Annotated in this window: 19 protein-coding genes and 1 rRNA gene; 5 read left to right on the forward strand and 15 right to left on the reverse strand. The window is 38.2% G+C overall.

The genetic code is table 11. The features are described 5' to 3' along the window. Window positions 1–91, reverse strand: a 16S ribosomal RNA gene (locus tag DS031_RS12900); the annotation flags it as partial. A 400-nt stretch (window positions 92–491) separates the two neighbouring features. After that, window positions 492–659 carry a Fur-regulated basic protein FbpA gene (locus tag DS031_RS12905; RefSeq protein ID WP_113806485.1) on the reverse strand — a complete coding sequence of 56 codons (168 nt, stop codon included), beginning with the start codon at window positions 657–659 and terminating at the stop codon, window positions 492–494. Window positions 660–931: 272 nt separating this feature from the next. Between DS031_RS12905 and rraA the strand changes: the two genes are divergently transcribed. Continuing rightward, window positions 932–1,414, forward strand: a complete 483-nt coding sequence (gene rraA / locus DS031_RS12910) for a ribonuclease E activity regulator RraA (RefSeq protein ID WP_113806486.1) — start codon at window positions 932–934, stop codon at window positions 1,412–1,414. 144 nt (window positions 1,415–1,558) lie between these two features. On the opposite strand, the gene DS031_RS12915 is transcribed toward rraA, so the two are convergent. The 5 genes from DS031_RS12915 to crcB (DS031_RS12935) all read right to left on the reverse strand — a co-directional run bounded on the left by DS031_RS12915 (window position 1,559) and on the right by crcB (DS031_RS12935) (window position 6,013). Continuing rightward, complete coding sequence (locus tag DS031_RS12915; RefSeq protein ID WP_113806487.1) at window positions 1,559–2,077, reverse strand: type 1 glutamine amidotransferase domain-containing protein; 519 nt, start codon at window positions 2,075–2,077, stop codon at window positions 1,559–1,561. 169 nt (window positions 2,078–2,246) lie between these two features. Then, a complete protein-coding gene (locus DS031_RS12920; protein WP_113806488.1) occupies window positions 2,247–3,644 on the reverse strand; it encodes an aspartate kinase in 1,398 nt (465 codons plus the stop codon). 239 nt (window positions 3,645–3,883) lie between these two features. After that, on the reverse strand, window positions 3,884–5,074 hold the full coding sequence (locus DS031_RS12925; protein ID WP_113806489.1) for a dicarboxylate/amino acid:cation symporter: 1,191 nt from the start codon (window positions 5,072–5,074) through the stop codon (window positions 3,884–3,886). Window positions 5,075–5,274: 200 nt separating this feature from the next. Beyond that, window positions 5,275–5,634, reverse strand: coding sequence for a fluoride efflux transporter CrcB (gene crcB, locus DS031_RS12930; protein WP_113806490.1), 360 nt, complete (start codon window positions 5,632–5,634; stop codon window positions 5,275–5,277). Then, window positions 5,627–6,013 (reverse strand): fluoride efflux transporter CrcB, encoded by a 387-nt coding sequence (gene crcB / locus DS031_RS12935; protein ID WP_113806491.1) that lies wholly within the window; start codon window positions 6,011–6,013, stop codon window positions 5,627–5,629. Before crcB (DS031_RS12935) ends, crcB (DS031_RS12930) begins: the two co-directional genes overlap by 8 nt. Before the next feature lie 192 nt (window positions 6,014–6,205). On the opposite strand from crcB (DS031_RS12935), the gene DS031_RS12940 reads away from it, so the two are divergent. Both DS031_RS12940 and ald read left to right on the forward strand, forming a co-directional pair. Further along, the gene (locus tag DS031_RS12940; protein WP_113806492.1) at window positions 6,206–7,450 is read left to right on the forward strand and encodes a PucR family transcriptional regulator; all 1,245 of its coding nucleotides are present in this window, start codon (window positions 6,206–6,208) and stop codon (window positions 7,448–7,450) included. Window positions 7,451–7,566: 116 nt separating this feature from the next. Next, window positions 7,567–8,700 (forward strand): alanine dehydrogenase, encoded by a 1,134-nt coding sequence (ald, locus tag DS031_RS12945; RefSeq protein WP_113806493.1) that lies wholly within the window; start codon window positions 7,567–7,569, stop codon window positions 8,698–8,700. A gap of 208 nt (window positions 8,701–8,908) precedes the next feature. Here the strand turns inward: ald and DS031_RS12950 are convergent, their stop codons facing one another. The 6 genes from DS031_RS12950 to hmpA form a co-directional block, all read right to left on the reverse strand. Continuing rightward, the gene (locus tag DS031_RS12950) at window positions 8,909–9,544 is read right to left on the reverse strand and encodes an NUDIX hydrolase (protein WP_245947408.1); all 636 of its coding nucleotides are present in this window, start codon (window positions 9,542–9,544) and stop codon (window positions 8,909–8,911) included. 49 nt (window positions 9,545–9,593) lie between these two features. Further along, on the reverse strand, window positions 9,594–10,841 hold the full coding sequence (gene ilvA / locus DS031_RS12955; RefSeq protein WP_113806494.1) for a threonine ammonia-lyase IlvA: 1,248 nt from the start codon (window positions 10,839–10,841) through the stop codon (window positions 9,594–9,596). A 127-nt stretch (window positions 10,842–10,968) separates the two neighbouring features. Then, complete coding sequence (locus DS031_RS12960) at window positions 10,969–11,364, reverse strand: SLAP domain-containing protein (protein WP_181833146.1); 396 nt, start codon at window positions 11,362–11,364, stop codon at window positions 10,969–10,971. A gap of 63 nt (window positions 11,365–11,427) precedes the next feature. After that, window positions 11,428–12,585 (reverse strand): SH3 domain-containing protein, encoded by a 1,158-nt coding sequence (locus tag DS031_RS12965; RefSeq protein WP_113806496.1) that lies wholly within the window; start codon window positions 12,583–12,585, stop codon window positions 11,428–11,430. A 202-nt stretch (window positions 12,586–12,787) separates the two neighbouring features. Next, a complete protein-coding gene (locus DS031_RS12970; protein ID WP_113806497.1) occupies window positions 12,788–14,302 on the reverse strand; it encodes an S-layer homology domain-containing protein in 1,515 nt (504 codons plus the stop codon). Window positions 14,303–14,503: 201 nt separating this feature from the next. Further along, entirely contained in the window at window positions 14,504–15,784 is a 1,281-nt protein-coding gene (gene hmpA / locus DS031_RS12975; RefSeq protein ID WP_113806498.1) for an NO-inducible flavohemoprotein, read from the reverse strand. A 152-nt stretch (window positions 15,785–15,936) separates the two neighbouring features. Here hmpA and DS031_RS12980 point away from each other — a divergent pair, with 152 nt between their 5' ends. Continuing rightward, window positions 15,937–16,380, forward strand: coding sequence for an Rrf2 family transcriptional regulator (locus DS031_RS12980; protein WP_113806499.1), 444 nt, complete (start codon window positions 15,937–15,939; stop codon window positions 16,378–16,380). A 31-nt stretch (window positions 16,381–16,411) separates the two neighbouring features. Here DS031_RS12980 and DS031_RS12985 read toward each other — a convergent pair whose 3' ends face one another. Further along, entirely contained in the window at window positions 16,412–17,326 is a 915-nt protein-coding gene (locus tag DS031_RS12985; RefSeq protein WP_113806590.1) for a proline dehydrogenase family protein, read from the reverse strand. A 233-nt stretch (window positions 17,327–17,559) separates the two neighbouring features. On the opposite strand from DS031_RS12985, the gene DS031_RS12990 reads away from it, so the two are divergent. Then, window positions 17,560–19,140, forward strand: coding sequence for a sigma-54 interaction domain-containing protein (locus DS031_RS12990; protein ID WP_113806500.1), 1,581 nt, complete (start codon window positions 17,560–17,562; stop codon window positions 19,138–19,140). Window positions 19,141–19,214: 74 nt separating this feature from the next. Here DS031_RS12990 and DS031_RS12995 read toward each other — a convergent pair whose 3' ends face one another. Continuing rightward, window positions 19,215–19,925 (reverse strand): DUF421 domain-containing protein, encoded by a 711-nt coding sequence (locus DS031_RS12995; RefSeq protein ID WP_113806591.1) that lies wholly within the window; start codon window positions 19,923–19,925, stop codon window positions 19,215–19,217. Window positions 19,926–20,022: the final 97 nt, after the last annotated feature.

Here is a 20,022-nt window from a genome sequence, read left to right on the forward strand (position 1 = left end):
CGAAGGGATCAGTTAGTTTCACGCGCTCGACTTGCATGTATTAGGCACGCCGCCAGCGTTCGTCCTGAGCCAGGATCAAACTCTCAAATTAAGTTTGAATTGCTCAATAGTTGTTGTCGAAAGAATTGCTTCTTTCGGGATATTGCATAAATTCGCTTGGCGTTTTGTTCAGTTTTCAAAGAACAGTTGTTATCACTTTTCGTTGAAGCGACAAGATATAATTTATCATATATTCAAAACCTTGTCAACATTTTTCGAAAAGTTTTTTTCGTGAGTGTTAATTGCTTTTTTGCAATAACCTCGCGACAAGATAATACTTTACATGATACTAAATAAAATGTCAATACATTTTCTTAAAAGTATTAAATTTTGAATCCACTTCACTATTATAGCAAACATTATTAAAATTGTTCAGTAGTCATTTTATTCATGAACGAAATGATTTGGAGCTGAACTTAAAAAGAATTCCTTCGCTATATTTAGCGAGGAATTCAACAATTAGAAACTTTTCTTCTTATTCCGTGATACGCTTCTTCTAAATCATCTAACGGCACCTCATACAAATGACGGCCATCACTCATTTTATAAATATCAAGTGAGATTAGCTCATTAATAATCCAATCTTTTCGATTTTCAACATTATTATAAACTGCTTCCATCTTAAAGCCCCCTTTTAAATACAATTTCTTAATTAACTAGTAGAGGGAAACAAAAACTTAATTGAAAACGCTTTCTTAACATTTATTGTAAAGGAATCTATAGCGACAGTCAACACCTATCTTATTATTTTTCATAATAAATACCCTCTTTTTAATATGTTAAAACCCTTCTCTTTAAAAGGATTTTAGCGTTAAATAACGAAACAACATATAAGAAGATCGAATATTATGTTTCACGTGGAACAAAATTTGTCGAACAGAGGTGAGAGATGATGAAGGAAGTCAAAACAGCAGATTTATGTGATGAATTTCATGAAGAACTTCAAATTTGTACCCTTTCTTTTCAATCATATGGAAAGAAAAAAACTTTTTCAGGGCCAATTGCTACAGTGAAAGTTAAAGATGATAATATACTCGTTCGAGAAGCGATTTCTTCTATTTCAAAAGGAGCTGTTCTCGTCGTCGACGGTGAGGGTTCAAAAAATTGCGCTCTACTTGGAGATAGGCTAGCAGCAATTGCGCTAAAAAGGGAATTAGCGGGCATTATCATCTATGGATGTGTTCGTGATTCAGCAGAACTTGCTAAACTCGATCTTGGGATTCTCGCAATCGATACGATGCCTTTGAAAAGTAAAAAAGAAGGAAAAGGCGAAAGAGACAGTATTCTTCAGTTTGGAAGCGTCGAATGGAAGCCTCGAAATTATGTGTATGCAGATGAAGATGGTGTTGTGATTTCACCGCGCCCTTTAGCATGATTTTTTATAAATAATGAAGGGGGTGTCTCATTAGGGTCTGACCCCCCACAACCTCATACAAGATATAGATTCATTTTATAAAACGTATACTTATATGAGGCGGGGAGGGTCTGACTCTATGCTTTTGAGACAGCCCCTTTATTATTATTTAGCAAGCACATCACAAAAAGCTTTCATGTAAGGTGGTAAGTCAGGCGGTCTGCGGCTTGAGATCAGATGTCCATCTACAACAACCGGCTCATCAATCCACTGTGCGCCCGCATTTTCCATATCATCTTTAATGCCAGGTGTACTTGTTACTTTCTTTCCTTCAAGAATTTTTGCGGAAATTAATACCCAGCCAGCATGACAAATTTGCCCGATTAGCTTTTTATTTTCTTCCATATACTGAACAATCTCAATTACTTTTTGGAAACGGCGCAGCTTGTCTGGTGCCCATCCTCCAGGTACTAAAAGTGCATCATAATCTTCTGGATTAATTTCATCAAATGAAAAGTCGGCTTCTGCCGGTACCCCGTATTTTCCGATATATGTTTCTTTAGATTCCCCGCTCAAATGAACAACAGCACCTTCTTCACGTAAGCGTAAAATCGGATACCATAACTCCAAATCTTCAAAGTCATGATGAACAAAGCTTAAAACCTTTTTCCCTTCTAAACGCATGACAGTTCCTCCAATGATTAAAAAGTTTATCAACCCTCTTTTATTGTATCAAACGAACAGAACAGCTGTAAAAGACGAGCCATTATTGCTGGACATTACTAAAATTTATACTTTCTTACTCTTTAAGTCAAAAAACGACCTGTCTAATAAAAGACAGGTCGTTTCTCAATTATGAACGAACAGGATATGGATTTTGAAGCGCTTCTTCTACATAACTTTTTTCAAAATACTCTTCATAAATCGATCTTACCGCTTTATCAGCACCTTCTTCTTTGACACCAAACATCATACTAACCTCAGAAGAACCTTGGTTAATCATTTCAATGTTTACATTGGAACGCTGTATTGCTGAAACAGCTCGTGCAGCAATTCCGATTGTTTGGTGCATGGCTTCCCCTACAATCATAATTAACGCAAGACCGCGCTCGATTTCAACTTTATCTACTTTTAATTCATTTTTGATGCGTTCCACTAAACGCATTTCTTTTTCAGCATTTAATTGATTCGCGCGAAGAATAACAGAAATGCTGTCAATACCTGATGGTGTATGCTCATAAGAAACATGCTCTTCTTCTAGAATTTGCAGCAATTTACGACCAAAACCAATTTCGCGGTTCATTAAGTACTTTTCAACATAAATACTTAAGAAGCCTGTATCACTCGCAATTCCAACAACAGGGTTTAATGCATATTGACGCTTGGCAATAATTTTTGTCCCCGGTGCTGATGGATTATTCGTATTTTTAATACAAACCGGAATACTCGCTCGTACTGCTGGCGCTAATGCTTCTTCATGAAACACAGAAAAACCTGCATAAGATAACTCACGCATTTCAGAGTAAGTAAGCTCGCTAATTTCTTGAGGATTTTCAACTAAATTCGGATTTACGACATAAACAGAATCTACATCTGTAAAGTTTTCATATAAATCTGCTTGGACGGCCGCCGCTAAAATAGCGCCGGTAATATCTGAGCCACCGCGCGGGAATGTTACAAGTGTTCCTTCAGGCGAATAACCAAAAAATCCTGGGAAAATTAAAATGCCTGATTTTTCGCGAAGCTTATACAGATTGTCATAAGACTCTGGAAGCACCTGCGCATTTCCAGCTTCATTGCTTACTAAAAGGCCCGCTTCTTTTGGGTTAATGTAATGTGCTTCAATTCCTAGGCTTTGCAGGTAATTTGCAATAAGCTTGGCATTGTTATCTTCACCGCTCGCTTTAAGGCTGTCCATAAATAAACCCGGATTGTTTGTATCGATCGCTAAACGCGCTTTTAAATCAGCACGAATCTCTTCAATAATATCGGTACCTAAATTAAGGTTTTGTGCAATATCTTCATAACGGGCAATAACCTTTTGAAGTTCTGCTTCCGCGCTTCCTTTCAGTAAATATTGATCAGCAAGAGCAATTAATAGATCGGTTGTTTTCTCATCTTCTTTACATCGCTTTCCTGGTGCTGATACAACGACAAGGCGGCGCTCAGCATCTGCCGTAATAATATTGCATACCTTTTTAATTTGTTCTGCACTCGCTACAGATGATCCACCAAATTTTGCAACTTTCACTTTTTTTCCTCCTCCAGCCTGTTTCATGTTGAATAACTATTGAGGCCGATTTCCTACCATAACGATATTAAAATATTCAGTCTAGTATAAATATTATAGAAGATTGTAACATAAAATCGCTAAAAAGAAAGGGTTCTTTTTTTAATATTGAAAGAAAGCTTCTTTTGCATACTCTTTAATTTTAAAAAAGGGAACAGAAATCTTATCCTTTAAGATGTTCTGTCCCTTTTAATCAGAAGTTATGCTGAGCGTTTTAAGCTTTCTTTGCTTCCAATGAAGCCTTGAATTTTATCAACAATAAGCGCAATTGCCCCATCCCCTGTTACGTTGCAAGCTGTTCCAAAACTGTCCTGTGCAAGATAAAGAGCAATCATTAATGAAAGAAGTACGGGATCAAACGCAAGCATCCCCTCTAATAAACCAAGCGCCGCCATTACCGCTCCTCCAGGAACACCTGGTGCAGCGATCATCGTAATCCCAAGCATTAAAATAAATGGAAATACTAATGAAAATGAGATTGTCATATCATGAAGCATCATTACAGCAAGTGCACAGCTTACAAGTGTAATCGTGCTTCCTGATAAATGAATTGTTGCCGAGAGCGGAACAACGAAATCAACAACTTTTTCGTTTTCAACATTCTTTTTTGCCTGTCTTACTGTAACCGGAATTGTTGCTGCAGATGATTGCGTTCCAAGTGCTGTAAAATAAGCGGGAAGCATATTTTTTAAGAGCAGAAATGGATTCTTACCATTTATTCCGCCGCCAATCACATACTGCAGAATAATCATTGCTGTATGAACAAGAATAATAATCACAAATACTTTTGCAAAAACAGACATAATTGTCGCCACTTGACCACCGTGTGTCATATTCGCGAAAATACCGAAAATATGAAACGGAAGCAGCGGAATAATCACATTCGCAATGAGTTTTTCAATAATATCACGAAAATCCACCATAAATTTCTCTAGTGTATTTCCTTTAATCACCGCAATACCAAGTCCGAGTGCAAACGATAGAAGAAGGGCCGTCATAATTCCCATCACCGGCGGCATTTCGACTGTAAAGAAGCCGGATACGAGCGCTTCTTCCGGATTTTCAAGTTCGCCTGACAGCGCGCCTACTTTTAAAATTTTAGGGAAAACAGCTGTACTTACAAAATAAGCAATTGTACCAGCTAAAACTGTTGACGCATAGGCAACACCTGCCGTTAAACCGAGGAGCTTCCCTGCCCCTTTCCCCATTTGCCCGATGCCAGGTGCGATAAACCCAATAATAATAAGCGGAATCGCAAAACCTAAAAAATTACCAAAGATGCCATTAAACGTTGCAAAAAGTTTCACTAACCACTCTGGAGAAAAGCCGCCAATCACAACGCCAAGCGCCATCGCAAGTAAAATGCGCGGCAGTAATCCCAATTTTTTCATTTATTTGTCCTCCCCTGATGAACAGTTGTCTTTTTATCGTTGCGTTTAGTATACATGAAAAATCACTTTACCTCTTAAAACACAGAATAATAAAATAATTATATTTAAATAGAATTTTCAAAATTAATAATTTCCTAATCAAAACCCTCTCATTCTATAGAACGAGAGGGTTAACAGCTATTTCTTATAAAGAGTAGACTTTAAAAAATAAGTTTAAAATAATATCCAAAATAAGCAAATATAATACCACCAATATAACTAACACTCACATAGGCAATGACAAGTTTCCAAGAACGCTTTTCAATCAGCGCAATTACTTCTACTTTAAAAGTTGAAAAAGTGGTAAAGGCGCCCATAAACCCTACCCCAACCAAAAGTTTCCACACAGTTTCTACGTCAGCTCCTATTAAAACACCTAACAAAAAAGAGCCGCATATATTTACAAAAAGCGTGCCATACGGAAAAAGTGATGGAACATACGCTTTGACCCATCCGCTAATTGTAAATCGGGTTATCGCTCCAAAAAAGCCACCAACAGCCACAAGGAGAACATTAATCATACGACTTCTCCCTTCTGCGGCCAAGCTGATAGCCAAACCAAGCAAACAGCAGACCGCCAATAAAGCTACTTACTACATATAAAAGAGCCGTTATTATTAATTTTTCTTCCAACAGCATTACTGTCTCCACACTAAAGGTTGAAAAGGTTGTAAAAGAGCCAATCAAACCGGTTCCCATTGCTGCTGCTAGCGGTTTTGATACTTTATTTTGTTTCATTATTCTTGTCGTAAACCAACCGAGCATGAAACAGCCGATTATATTTGCCAGCAGTGTCGCAAGCGGAAAGGGAAAAAACCATAGAGACGCCGTGCTTATACTAATACTGTAACGAAATAAAGCTCCTAAAGCTCCAGCTAATCCTACAAAAACATAGATCACATTCTTTCACCTGCACTCTCACTAATTGTTCTTATTTAATTTATCATGACTATCTAAACGCTGGTGCCTTTTTTATCATTCTTTATAAAAACTAAGACTAGGATACCGCATAATTCTTCGTTAAAATAAAACAAGTAATAAACCATTACCTTTTTGTCTTCTTTTCACGATGTTAATAAAGGAGAAATCATAATGAACTATCAAAAAGATCCTTTTTCAGGAACATTTGAAAGCTTAGAAACGCTAGTCGATACAATTAGTGAAGTAACAAGCTGTCCGGTTACCCTTGAGGATGCCAATCATCGCTTACTTGCTTACAGCTCACATGAAGCACAGTCCGATCCGGCTCGTATTGCAACCATTATCGGCCGGCGTGTTCCTGAAAGAGTAATTAACAGTCTATGGCGCGATGGTTTCATTCAAAAGCTGTTAAATAGTGATGAACCGATTCGCATTACCCCAATTGATGAAATTGGTTTGGGAAACAGAATTGCCATTTCCATACGAAAAAACAATGAAGTATTAGGATTTATTTGGCTTCTTGAAGTAAATGTTGAACTAAATGATGAGGACTTTTTACAACTGAAAAAAGCGGCACAAGCAGCGAAAACAAAACTTTTACAGCTTCAGGTACGAAAACGAAAAGAAGAACAAGGTTTGCAGGAATTCTTTTGGCAGCTATTAACAGGACATTTACATGTAGAAACTGTTATTAAAGAAGAAGCAGAGCGTTTAAGGGTGAGCTTACCGCCGTTTTTTCGTGTTCTCGTTTTTCAATTTTCTGAAGCACTTAGTGAAAAAGCACAGAAGCAAATTCACTATATTTTATCAACCACACAAAAAGTTAAAATTATTTGTCATGCGGTAGATCGCAATCACTTAATTCTTCTCGCGGCACCGCAGCCTTTAAGTCCTAATAAACAGGATGTTGCCGAGTTTATAAATGCCTTTATAACGCAGATGAAGGAGCGCTTTAGTATTCATGCCGTTGACGGTGCATGCGGCTCCATGTATGACAGTTATTTAAAAGTAGAAGCAAGCTACCAAGAAGCACTTACGGTTTTACAAATTAAAAAGCAGTTTCCAAAAGAAACAAACGAGATTAAAAGTTATCAAGATCTTGGATTTTACCGGTTTTTGCCGGTTATTTTAGAACAAAAGCAAAAAGAACACATTGAAAACCAAGAACTGCAAAAGCTTAGACAGTATGACCGCATCCATAACAGCGGATTTGTTCATACGCTTGAAGTATTTTTAAATCATGACAGCAATGTAAAAGAAGCGGCACATGCTCTTCACGTTCATGTAAATACACTAAACTACCGCTTAAAACGAATTTCCGAAATTGCGAACATTGATTTAAAAAACATGGCGCAAAAGGTGACGCTGTACCTCGATTTAAAAACAGAAAAACTTCATGAGGAGTTCAATTTGTGAAATTTCACAAATTGAACTTCTTTTTTTCTTTTTTCTCAACAATGTATTAAACCGTTTCCACACGTATAATTCTCCTTAGATAAAACAGTTTAAGCCATTTTAAGGAGGCATATATTATGCGTATCGGAATTCCAAAAGAAATTAAAAACAATGAAAATCGTGTAGCCATCACTCCAGCAGGCGTTATTTCTTTAACTAAATCAGGTCATGATGTAATGGTAGAAAAAAATGCGGGTGTCGGAAGCGGTTTTACAGACGCTGACTACAAAGCGGCAGGTGCACGTATTATTGAAAATGCAGCGGATGTATGGGAAAACGCTGAAATGGTGATGAAAGTAAAAGAGCCTCTTGCATCAGAATACGGCTACTTCCATAAAGATTTAATTTTATTCACTTATTTACATCTTGCGGCAGAGCCAGCCCTTGCCAAAGCATTAAAGCAATCTGGCATTACAGCAATTGCTTATGAAACAGTCGAGCAAAACCGCACCCTTCCATTATTAACCCCAATGAGTGAAGTCGCAGGACGTATGTCTGCTCAAATCGGGGCACAGTTTCTTGAAAAACCAAAAGGCGGCATGGGGATTCTTCTTGGCGGTGTGCCTGGTGTTAAACGCGGGAAAGTAACAGTTATCGGCGGCGGTGTTGTTGGAACAAATGCAGCAAAAATTGCGATGGGTCTTGGTGCCGATGTTACGATTATTGATCTTAGCCCAGAACGCCTTCGCCAGCTTGATGATATTTTTGGCACAGAAATTAATACATTAATGTCAAATCCAATGAACATCGCAGAAGCCGTTGCGGAATCTGATCTTGTAATTGGCGCAGTCTTAATTCCTGGTGCAAAAGCTCCGAAACTTGTAACAGAAGAAATGATTCAATTGATGAAGCCTGGCTCTGTTGTTGTTGATGTTGCGGTTGATCAAGGCGGCATTATTGAAACCGCAGATACGGTTACAACACATGATAACCCGACATATGTGAAACATGATGTTATTCACTATGCCGTAGCAAACATGCCTGGTGCGGTACCAAGAACATCAACGATTGCCCTTACAAACGTCACGATTCCTTACGCGCTTCAAATCGCGAATAAAGGTGTAAGAAAAGCGGTAACTGAAAATCCTGCACTAGGGCTCGGTGTAAACGTGCTAGGAGGAGAATACACATACAAAGCAGTCGCAGAAGCATTAAATGATCACTATGCTTCCCTGCAGGATGTTTTATACAGCGAAATTGTAACGGTATAAGAAAAGCGCAAGGCGCCTGCTTATCGGCGACAAGCACAAGGCAAGACGGCTAGAAGATTGCTTTTTATCTTCTGGACGGGTTGACTTGTGACCTCGAGCCGATGGCGCCTGAAGCTAGACACCAAAACTTATACTTCTTATCTTTTAAAAAAGGAACGTAAATCCCCCCATTAAATAAAGAGGTGACCTCATTTTGAGTTCACCTCTTTTATATGCCTTCTTTTTCAACTAACTGTAAAAAATGATGTAAAATGCGTGCTGTCAAACCCCAAATCACATAATCTTGGTACGTATAAAAATATTCGGCAATTTGAGTGGAACGCCATTTATATGCTTTGCCATTCGGAATTAAATGAAAAGGAAACGATTCGTTTGGACGTACATGCAAATCAACATGATGCCGATCAGGGTTTTGTGTTAAAAGCTCTTTCAGCGGCACAGAAAACACTTCGCCCACTTCACTTTCATTTGGCTTTAAAACAGCTGTTTCTGAAACAACGCCCACAAACGGATAAATTAACAGCTTGTACGGCATCACTAATACATCAAGCGGAGCGGCAATTTCAATATCACCGTTGTTTATACCGAGCTCTTCGCATGTTTCCCGTACAGCTGTTTCTTCTTCATTCTTGTCCTCATCATCGACTCTTCCGCCCGGAAAACAAATTTCTCCCGGCTGTGTTCGAAGTGTTTTGGCCCGCACTTCAAATAAAAGATGTGTTTCTCCGCCTTCTCGAAGAAGTGGAAGCATCACTGCAGACTTTTTCATTTTTTCATGCCCTAATATGTTGGGCTTTCGATTTCCAAGCTGCTGTTTAATGGCTCCAATGTTATAATTCATCATTTTTCATCATCACCTTTATGCTGGATTCCGATGAAACCTTTCAAGCTAATTAAATTAATAAATTAAATAAAAGAGGCTTGTTGTTCACTTCCATATAAGGGAATCCTTTTTCCTCCATACGCTGCATTAAGGACTGATAATCATCAGGATGCTTTAACTCAATTCCGACTAATGCAGGACCTTCACCGCGGTTATTTTTCTTCGTATACTCAAAACGCGTAATATCATCTGTTGGACCAAGCACATATTCAAGAAACTCTCTTAATGCGCCGGCACGCTGTGGAAAAGTAACGATAAAATAGTGCTGAAGTCCTTCATAAATCATGGAGCGTTCTTTAATGTCCTGCATGCGCCCAATATCATTATTCCCACCGCTAATCACACATACAACATTTTTCCCTTTAATTTCTTCTTTATAAAAATCTAATGCCGCAATCGGGAGCGCTCCTGCAGGCTCTGCGACAATTGCATTTTCATTATAAAGCTCTAAAATTTTTGTACATGCTTTTCCTTCTGGGACGACGACAATGTCATCAATCAGTTCTTTCGCAATATCAAACGTAAGGTAGCCGACTTGTTTCACAGCAGCGCCATCTACAAATTTATCAATTGATTCAAGGGTAACCACTTCACCTTTTTCAATTGATTTTTTCATACTTGGCGCTCCAAACGGCTCTACACCAATGAGCTTTGTTTGCGGACTGATGCTTTTAATATACGTTCCCACACCAGAAATTAACCCGCCGCCGCCGATTGTCGCAAACATGTAGTCAACCTGTTCATCCATTTCATTCATAATTTCCATTCCAATCGTGCCTTGACCTGCAATCGTTTTAACATCGTCAAATGGATGAATAAAACTCATGTTATGCTCTTCACAATATTTTTTTGCTTCAATAGAGGAGTCATCAAACGTATCACCAATTAATTTAACTTCAACATTTTCTCCGCCAAAGAACTTCACTTGATTTACCTTTTGACGAGGTGTTGTACTTGGCATAAAAATTTTCCCTTGAATATCTAGAGCCTTACACGAATAGGCTACCCCTTGCGCATGGTTGCCGGCACTTGCGCAAACAACACCTTTACTTCGCTCCTCTTCTGACAAGCTTTGAATTAAATTATATGCGCCTCTTATTTTAAAAGACCTTACAACTTGAAGGTCTTCACGCTTTAAGTAAACATTACACTCATACCGCTTTGATAACACTTCATTTCGCTGCAGCGGCGTTTGTGTGACAACGTCTTTTACGGCTTGATTTGCAATGATGATATCCTCGATTTGAATTCTGTTCATATGCCAACCTTCCTTTTGTCTATATTTCGAATGTATTGTAAATTTATTTTAAATTTTAAGACTTATTTTAACACAAAGTCCCCCCTTTGAGGGAGTGAAACGAAAAATGTCCATTATTTGTTTTATTTTAGCCTTTCATGGCAGGTTCCCATACAAGTTCCCACTCTATTAATGAGGCTTTCTTGTCTTGTGCTTCTTTTGGAAACAGAAACGACCAAGGCATCGTTGTATGTGGCGGAATATGAAGCCTTGGGATGGTAAAAACATGCTTTGCGAGCTCTGTGCCGTTTTCTTTATAAATTAAAGTCAGCTCATAAACTGAAAAAGAGCTGTTCTTGCTGTTTTGAATAAGTGCTGTCGCAATTAAATCCCCGCGATGGTTATATGCCGCTCGAATCGGAATAAACTGAATCTCTCCTTCTGTTGGAGGGGGTGTTCTTTCAAAAATCTTTTCGATTAAATCATGATCCTGCTCTGACAGCACTCTTTTCCATGTTGGTTCATAGACAAGCTCCTGTTTCATCATGTAAGCTCCTTTTATTTATACTCATTATTGTGTTTATTGGGACACTTTTATAGTTGTCTGTCATTTTTGAGCGTTTTTATTTTCTGCCTTAACCCTTTTTCTGTCATCGAAAAACAGAAGTTGTGAAAAAAGAAGATCTGCTCCAGCCATCCGGTATCCTATCACTGCTGTTTTCTTAACTGCTTGCGATTGATAAAATTCTACAAAAGGCAGTGCTTCTGTTTCCTCCTCCTCTGAAGCAAAAGAACTGACAGAAATAACGGGCTCATCTTCTTGAAGATAACTTGAAGCAATATATCCCGTCTTCTCATTCACTGAAACAGGATACCATACAAAGTGGTTTAGGCTCTCAGAGCGCTCATCATATACAAAATCACCAGTAACTTTAAGTGCCTCCCCAACATTAATAATTTCAACAAGGCTTGTTGTACTAGGTGATGATCTCAACTTCACATCATCTGCCGCAAACAAAACATCTCCTGTTTGAAAGTGATGTTTTGTTTGGGTTAATGAATCATTTAGTTTATAGTTCATTTTCATAAATTTAATATTAGCGGTTTGATTTGGATCATAGCTAAAATCGGCTGCTTTAAATAAAAACTCTCTATGTTTTAATATGACACTGTTTCGCTCTTCAATATAGCGAAATACATTCTCCTGATAGGCATCCAGATTTCGTTCACCCGTCTTTTGAATGATAGGACTGTTTACCGGCTTAATGCCGTTATAAGCCATAACTGAAAAATACCAGCTTTCAATATATTTAGGGTGATGATCGTTCATTCTCGGAAGATCATTGCGTTTAAAATGATTGACTAACATATTAACAGCTGTTTCAATATTATAAACAAGGTCATTTTTTAACCGTTCACGCTCATATCCCTGAATGTTTGTAATTTGCATCAGTCCAATACCGCCATCATCTGATATTACAGCTTCTCCCTCTTCATTAAAATGAAGCCACTCTCCATTTTCTTGGGTGGCGATTCCTTTAACAACTTCAGGAGGTACGGGGATTTCTGCTCTCAATGCAGCTTCTGTTAGTAAACAATTCATGACTTGGTAAGAGGGATTCCCAGCCCTGACAGAATTGTAACCACACTTTCCAGCAATCGTTTCTTCGTTATTAGCAAACAGCGGCTCCGGCACTAAAAACAGCACTATAGCAATGAAAAAACTTAACGAGATTCTTTCAATCTTTGTCCGCTTTATCCTCACTTTTATTCTCCTTTATGCTATGAAGCTAGTTGTTTACTAGCATTCTATCATGAATAATTGAAAACTTCCTGAATGAAGGTTTTTTCAATCAATAAAAAAACGACTGCGGCTGCAGTCGTTTTTTATCTTCATCTTTCGGAAAAGACCATTACATTTCATAGAGACAACAGCCTTCCACACGCAGCTGTTTAATCAATCTCTTTTATTTATTTAAAACCCGATACAACAGCAAGGTAAAATGAAGCCTTGTAATTTCATTGTCTGGCTTATAAGTGCCATCAGGATATCCTGCTGTAATGTTATTTTGAGCTAATATCCTAATATCGCTCCCAAAGTAGTGCCCTTCTATATCAGTAAGAAGAACAGTCTTTCCGCTTGATTCCGTTAACTCAAAGGCCCTGTTAAGTACAGCTGCCATTTCTCCTCGTGTTAACCGGTTTGCAGCACCGAAATATGTACTGCTTTTCCCAGAGAAAATTTTCTTAGGGTGATGATAAACAGCTGCAATATCCTCTGCAAACCAATCATCTTTTTTCACATCTTTAAACGAAAGGTTGTAAGGTAGTTTGTCTAAGTTTAAAGCCCGGCTTAGAAAAACGGCCGCCTCAGCTCTCGTTAATAAAGAATCAGGTTGGAAATTATTACCTGTATATCCCTTAATAATCCCTAATTGGTACAGTGCATTCACTTCTTTAAAGCCTTTATCTGTTTCGTTAAGTCCAAAATCATCAAATTCATGAATCCCTCTTAAATAGCTTGATGCAACATAACCTGATTGGCCCTCTACATCTACAACCGGATACCAAACAAATTGGTTTGCATTACTTATTAAATCATACGTAAAAGGACCTGTAATTGTAAGAAATTCATCTTTTTCTAATTGTGGTTCATCACTTTTTGTTTTAGGTTGACTACGCAGTTTTACAGCATCTGTTACAGAAACAATAGTACCTTGCTCAAAATGATGCTTTGTTTCAGTAAGAACAAAATCAACATTATATTGCAGCTTTTCAAACTCAATATTCTTTATGTTTCCTGATTCGTCTTTACTATTATCATACGTAAAATCACTTTTGTTAAAAGGCAGCTCATCATGTTTTAAATCTAATAGAATATCTCCATTAATATCCGAACTTTGTGCTTCAATGTACCGAAATACTTTCTCTTGATAAGCTTCTTTATTTCGCTCACCTGTGTCTCGAACAATCGGACTATTTACCGGCTTTGTGCCGTTATAAGCCATCACCGCAAAATACCAGCTTTCAATTTTGTTACGATCATGATCATTAATTCTTGGTAGATCGCTGCGCTTAAAGTTTTCATTCAACATCTTAACTCCCTTTGCAATGTTGAAAATTAAATCATTTTTAAGCTGATCTTTTTCAGATTCCTTATAATTGGTAATCTGCATAATCCCAATGCCGCCGTCCTCTGAAATAATTGCCTTTCCTGACTCATCAAAATGCTTCCATTCCCCGTTTTCTTGTGTGGCAATTCCTTTTACAACTTCAGCAGGTATGTTAGCTTTTAGAGCCGCTTCAGTTAACAGACAGTTCATCACTTGATAAGACGGGTTTTCTTTTGATGTGTTGTCATACCCGCATTTTTCTGCAATTTCGTTTTCAGCAGCAAAAGCTCCTTGTGAAATGAGCATGCTCATAAAAAGTGCTGCTATTACTGCCCCTATGTTTCTTCTAATCGTTCCTTCTTTCCCCACTGTTACACCTCACCATTCTATTAAACTAGCATTACAGCAAATTGTAACATAGGATAATTCGAATAAATACCATTAATAAACATTTCAGGGATAATGAACTAAAAAACAATGAATATTCCTTCACTTACTAGTTGAAGTGGGGAATATCCATTGTTTCTAAATCGATCCTTATAGAAGTAGATTCCTCTTTTTCTTCGTTCCTTAACGAGTTGTTACCTTTTCTTCATTTTCTAAATCAACGGCAGGACCAAAAAATTCAAAGTGAATTCGTTCTTGCGGCACATTCCATTCGAGCAATGCACTGCGAATCGCCTTCATAAATGGCAGTGGTCCGCAGAAGTAGAAGTCTGCTTCATTTGTTTTAAGCATTTCTTTTAACCACGCAAGATCAATATATCCTTCTTTATCAAATTGTCCTTCCTTGCGATCTTGTTCTGTCGGCTTTTCATAACAGAAATACGCTTTTACATGTTCTTGTTCATTTGCTAGCTTTCGAACACCCTCACCCAGTGCGTGATACTCTCCGTTAATAGCTGCGTGAATAAAAGTTACCTTACGCTCAGGCTGTACCGCTGCAGCTGTATTCAGCATACTAACCATCGGTGTTAAGCCAACTCCACCGCTAATAAAGACAGCCGGTAAAGATGTATTCATATTTAATGTAAAGTCACCAGCAGGAGCACTTAATTCAAGCTTATCTCCTTCCTTTAGGTTATTATGAAGATAATTTGATACTTTTCCGTCAGGCTTGTTATTTCCTTCCTCACGCTTTACACTGATGCGGTAATAATCTTTTCCAGGTGCATCTGATAAACTGTACTGACGAATATGTGTATTTTCTTCGCCAGGTATTGCAACTTTTACACTTACGTATTGACCAGGAAGAAAAGTTGAAATAACCTGCCCATCCTCAGGCTTTAAATAAAAAGATGTAATAACACTGCTTTCTTTTACTTTCTTCGCAATAACAAATGGTCGGAACCCTTCCCAACCGCCTTCTTGATTTTCTGCTTCGTTATACATTTCTTTTTCAATCCCGATAAAGGCTTCTGCAATCACGCCGTACGCCTCGCCCCACGCCTCAATAATTTCATCTGTTGCCGCATCACCTAATACATCTTTAATTGCCATTAATAGATGCTCTCCAACGATCGGATAATGTTCTGGCTTTACACCAAGACTGCGGTGTTTATGACCAATTTGTTTCACAACAGGAATTATTTTTTCAAGCTCATCAATATGCTTTGCCGCCGCATAAACAGCATTTGCAAGCGCCCCCTGCTGTCTGCCCTGCTTTTGATTTGCATGATTAAAAATATTTAACAACTCCGGATGATTCGTAAACAGCATTTCATAAAACCTTTTTGTAATCGCTTCCCCATACACTTCTAATACTGGAACCGTTGACTTAATTGTCTCAATTGTTTTTGGCTTTAACATAAGAAAACTCCTCGCCTTCTTAAAGAAGTATTTTAAATACATCTTTATGATATCCTTTTTCTCCATAAAAAAGCAATATTTAAAATACATCTTTAATAAATTCGTCACAATTAAGAAAGAATTCTTCGTTTATAACTTTAAAAAAATTTATGATAAAATAACAACATACATGTATCGTTGAAAGAGGTATGAATATGCGCCTAACACAATATACAGATTACTCATTACGAGTTCTTATTTATTTGGCCACACAAGATCGGGAGAAGCTTTCCAATATTAAAGAAATTGCCGATGTTTACAGAATTTCAAAAAACCATTTAATGAAAGTAACATTTGAACTTGGGAAGCTTGGCTATATTGAAACAGTTCGAGGTCGAAACGGCGGAATCCGACTTGCACTTCAGCCAGAAACTATTAATATTGGAGAAGTCGTTCGTCAAACAGAAGAAGATTTTTATCTTGTCGAATGCTTTGATGCCGATAGAAATGCCTGCATTATCAGCCCTGCCTGCCGCTTAAAACATCTTTTAAATGATGCCCTTAAAGCTTATATTAGTGTTCTTGATCAATACACACTTGCTGATATTGTTGTAAATGACAAGAAACTGCTTGAACTATTTAGCGAACAAAAGAATTAAAAGACGACTGCATCTGCAGTCGTCTTTTTTCCTATTTTGAAAAGAAACCTCTTAACGCAAAGGCTGCGTTTTGAGGACGCTCCGCCATACGGCGCATAAAATAGCCAAACCAATCGTTTCCAAACGGAACATATACACGCATCGTATAGCCTTGTTTCACTAACTCAACCTGCAAATTTGTGCGAAAGCCGTACAGCATTTGAAATTCAAATTGGCTTTTTGGAATGTTATTTTCTCTTACAAACTGCTTTACTTTTTCAATAATATGATGATCGTGTGTCGCAACCGCTGTATAACTGCCGCTTAACAGGTGCAGTTTAATTAAACTAAAGTAATTTTCATCAATTTTCGCTTTTTCTTGATAAGCTACCTCAGGTGACTCTTTATACGCTCCCTTCACAAGGCGAAGCGGGATGCCCTGTAATGCTTTTATATCTTCTAGAGAGCGATGTAAATAAGCTTGAATGACGGTTCCTACATTATCATACTCTTTACGAAGCTCGGCTAAAATCGTTAATGTTTGCTGACAATGTGAATAGTCTTCCATATCAATGCGAACAAAATTATTATACTGCTTTGCGCGGCTGACAATGCGGCGCATATTATCTATACAAAAATCCTCACTAATATCAAGACCAAGCTGCGTCATTTTTAAGGATAAATTGCAATTTGCTCCTGCTGCTTCAATCGCATCTAACGTTTGAAGACAACATTCTGCTGCTTCTAATGCCTCTTCTTTTGTGCTGGCAAATTCACCTAAATGATCAAGCGTACATGTTAGTCCTTGGGCATTTAATTCCATTACTCGCTCTACGGCACTATCAATTGTTTGACCTGCGACGACTTGTGCGGCGCCAAACTGTAACCCCCACCTTTTCGCCGCAGTATTCATCGCTTTATTTTGTGAAAGAAACATGAAGAAATTTTTCATTGGCTGTTCAAGCATCATTATAATCGCCTCCATGTTAAATGTTTGTTTGTTAACACTTTTAAAAACTTCATTTTACTGCTTTATAATGCAAGACTTATGCCAATTTTATTAGTTTACAAGACAACCATTTTTAGTGAGTTGCATATAGAATTTTTAGACATATTCGTATAGAATGTAAAGTAGATAAACAAATTTGTATAACTGCTGTATTATTTGGTGAAAACGCTTTTAAAAAAGGGGGCTTTTTCATGCATGTTAACATTTCTCTTCAATCGATTGCTCTTCCATGGAAACCACAGCTCGATGAAACAAAAATGGTCTGCTGTCCATGCAGCCGCACCCTATCGGAAATTAAAGAACTTCCCCTCCACGTTGATATTGCCCTGAAAGATAAAAGCGGAAATTTTGTCGGATGGGTACCATATGAAACGCTTATTAAGGCCGTTTTTAAAGAATGGAAACTGCTGCATGCGTATTATGAAGCACTCCTCTCTATTGCCGACGATGCCGTAACTGTCGTCGATGCGTACGGAAAAATTGTATCTTGGAATCATCAATCAGAAGAAATGTACGGAAGGAAATTTCAAGAAGTGGCCGGCCGCTCGGTTACGGAATTTTTTCAAGAAGATGCTGTTGTTCTTATGTCGACGCTAAAAGAGGGGAAAAGCGTCCTGCAAAAATACAACCAGCCCCAGCCTGATATGCATGTTCTAATCAACACGAAACCGATTTATATAAACGATGAAATCATTGGCGGTATTTCTGTTGAGCGCAACATTAGCGATGTTGTAAAGCTAAATGATGAACTCGCAACAACAACCGCCTATCTTCATGAATTAGAAAGTGAATACGAAAAAGACCATTACCTTTCCCCTTTTAATAAAATTAAAGGCCGCAGTAGCGCATTGCAGGAAGCTGTAATGCTTGCTGAAAAAGTTTCCGCAACAGATGCTACGGTTCTTGTAACAGGTGAAAGCGGGGTTGGAAAAGAGCTGTTTGCTGAAGCGATTCATAAAGCAAGCCCCCGCGCAGAAGCACCGTTTATTGCGATTAACTGCGGCGCGATTCCGGCTTCATTATTTGAAAGCGAACTGTTTGGCTATGAAAAAGGCGCTTTTACAGGAGCAGTGAAAGGTGGAAAGAAAGGAAAATTTGATCTTGCAAAAAACGGGACATTATTTTTAGATGAAATTGGTGAAATGCCGCTTGAACTGCAGGTTAAGCTGCTGCGCGTCCTACAGGAAAAACAGTTTTACCGCGTTGGCGGAACAGACCCAATTCCAATCGATGTTCGCATTATCGCGGCTACTAACCGTAACCTTGAAGAAATGGTCGACGCAAAGATTTTCCGCGATGATCTTTATTACCGATTAAATGTTATTTCCATTCATGTTCCCCCGCTTCGCGAACGAGGGGAAGACGTTCCTGAGTTAACCCAGCTTTTCTTAAAAGAGTTTTCAATAAAGTACAGTAAGCCGATTCCAAACATTGACCCTGAAGTGATGTATACACTCTTACAATATCCTTGGCCAGGAAATATTCGTCAGCTTCGTAATGTTGTTGAGCGAATTACGATTTTAGGCGGGGAAGATGAAGTGATTAAACTTCATCACCTGCCAACAAGCTTCAAGAACCCAACACTTCCAAAAAAGGAACCCACTGATATCCCGTTGGAATTTCGGAAACTTGAAGGCGGCAGTGAGGAAGCTGAAATACGCTATGCCTTAAAAACAACATACGGCAACCGTACCGCAGCTGCAAAACTTTTAGGCATTTCCCGTGCGACCCTGTACAACAAAATGAAAAAGCACAACCTTTGCGGGGTCTGACCCCGCAAAAAGACAACACCGTCCATTTGTCCATGTGGAGAGGACAATCGGGCGGTGTTTTGAGTTTATAGAAACTAATGCCTAATAGACGGTACATTAGATAAATCAGTTTGTTTTAAGGAAAGATGAAGCTTCCCTTCTTCATTTACCGCACCGTAAAATACTCTCGTTATATCGGCAACGTTTTGTTCAACGAGCTTTTGTCTTACCCACTGTTCATCCTTGTTTATTCGCTTCAAAAGATCAGCTTGAATTTCTCCGTCTAATATCACTGGAATTTCATAGTTTTTCCCTTTCTTTTGAATGTTAAGGTCCTCTCTTGTGACACCTTCTTTCATCGGCACAACCTTTATTGATAAATTTCCATTTGCTTCAATAATAGCGATTTCTACATCCTCCATGTGAAAAACATCCTTTTCACGCATCATTTGCAAGATATTATCAATCGAATATTTAATTTTTTTCATATTTCTCATCAGAAATTTTCCATCATAAATCACAACAGTCGGTTCAAATGTTAACAGCTTTCCAATACGGCGACTTCTCATTTTTAAAAAAATAATAAATTTTTGCAGCAGTGCAATGGCAATCATCGCTACGACAGTATGGATATGATCAATTTTTGGATCGGCAATATCCGCACCGACAACGGCCCCCAGCACTAAAATCACGAGAAAATCAAATACAGGCAGCTCTCCAATCGAACGCTTCCCCATATATAAACCAATAAACAGCATAAAAGGAAGAATTGTAAGAATACGGCCAACTACTTTTACAGAATCCATGAATACATCCACAGCTCAAGCACCTCTTTATCTCAATTACTCTTATCCTTTCCAGCTTAAGCCATCTATTATCCAACTAATCTTAAGAAAATCTTAA

The organism is Bacillus taeanensis (genome assembly GCF_003318295.1).
Classification (GTDB): domain Bacteria; phylum Bacillota; class Bacilli; order Bacillales; family UBA6769; genus Maribacillus; species Maribacillus taeanensis.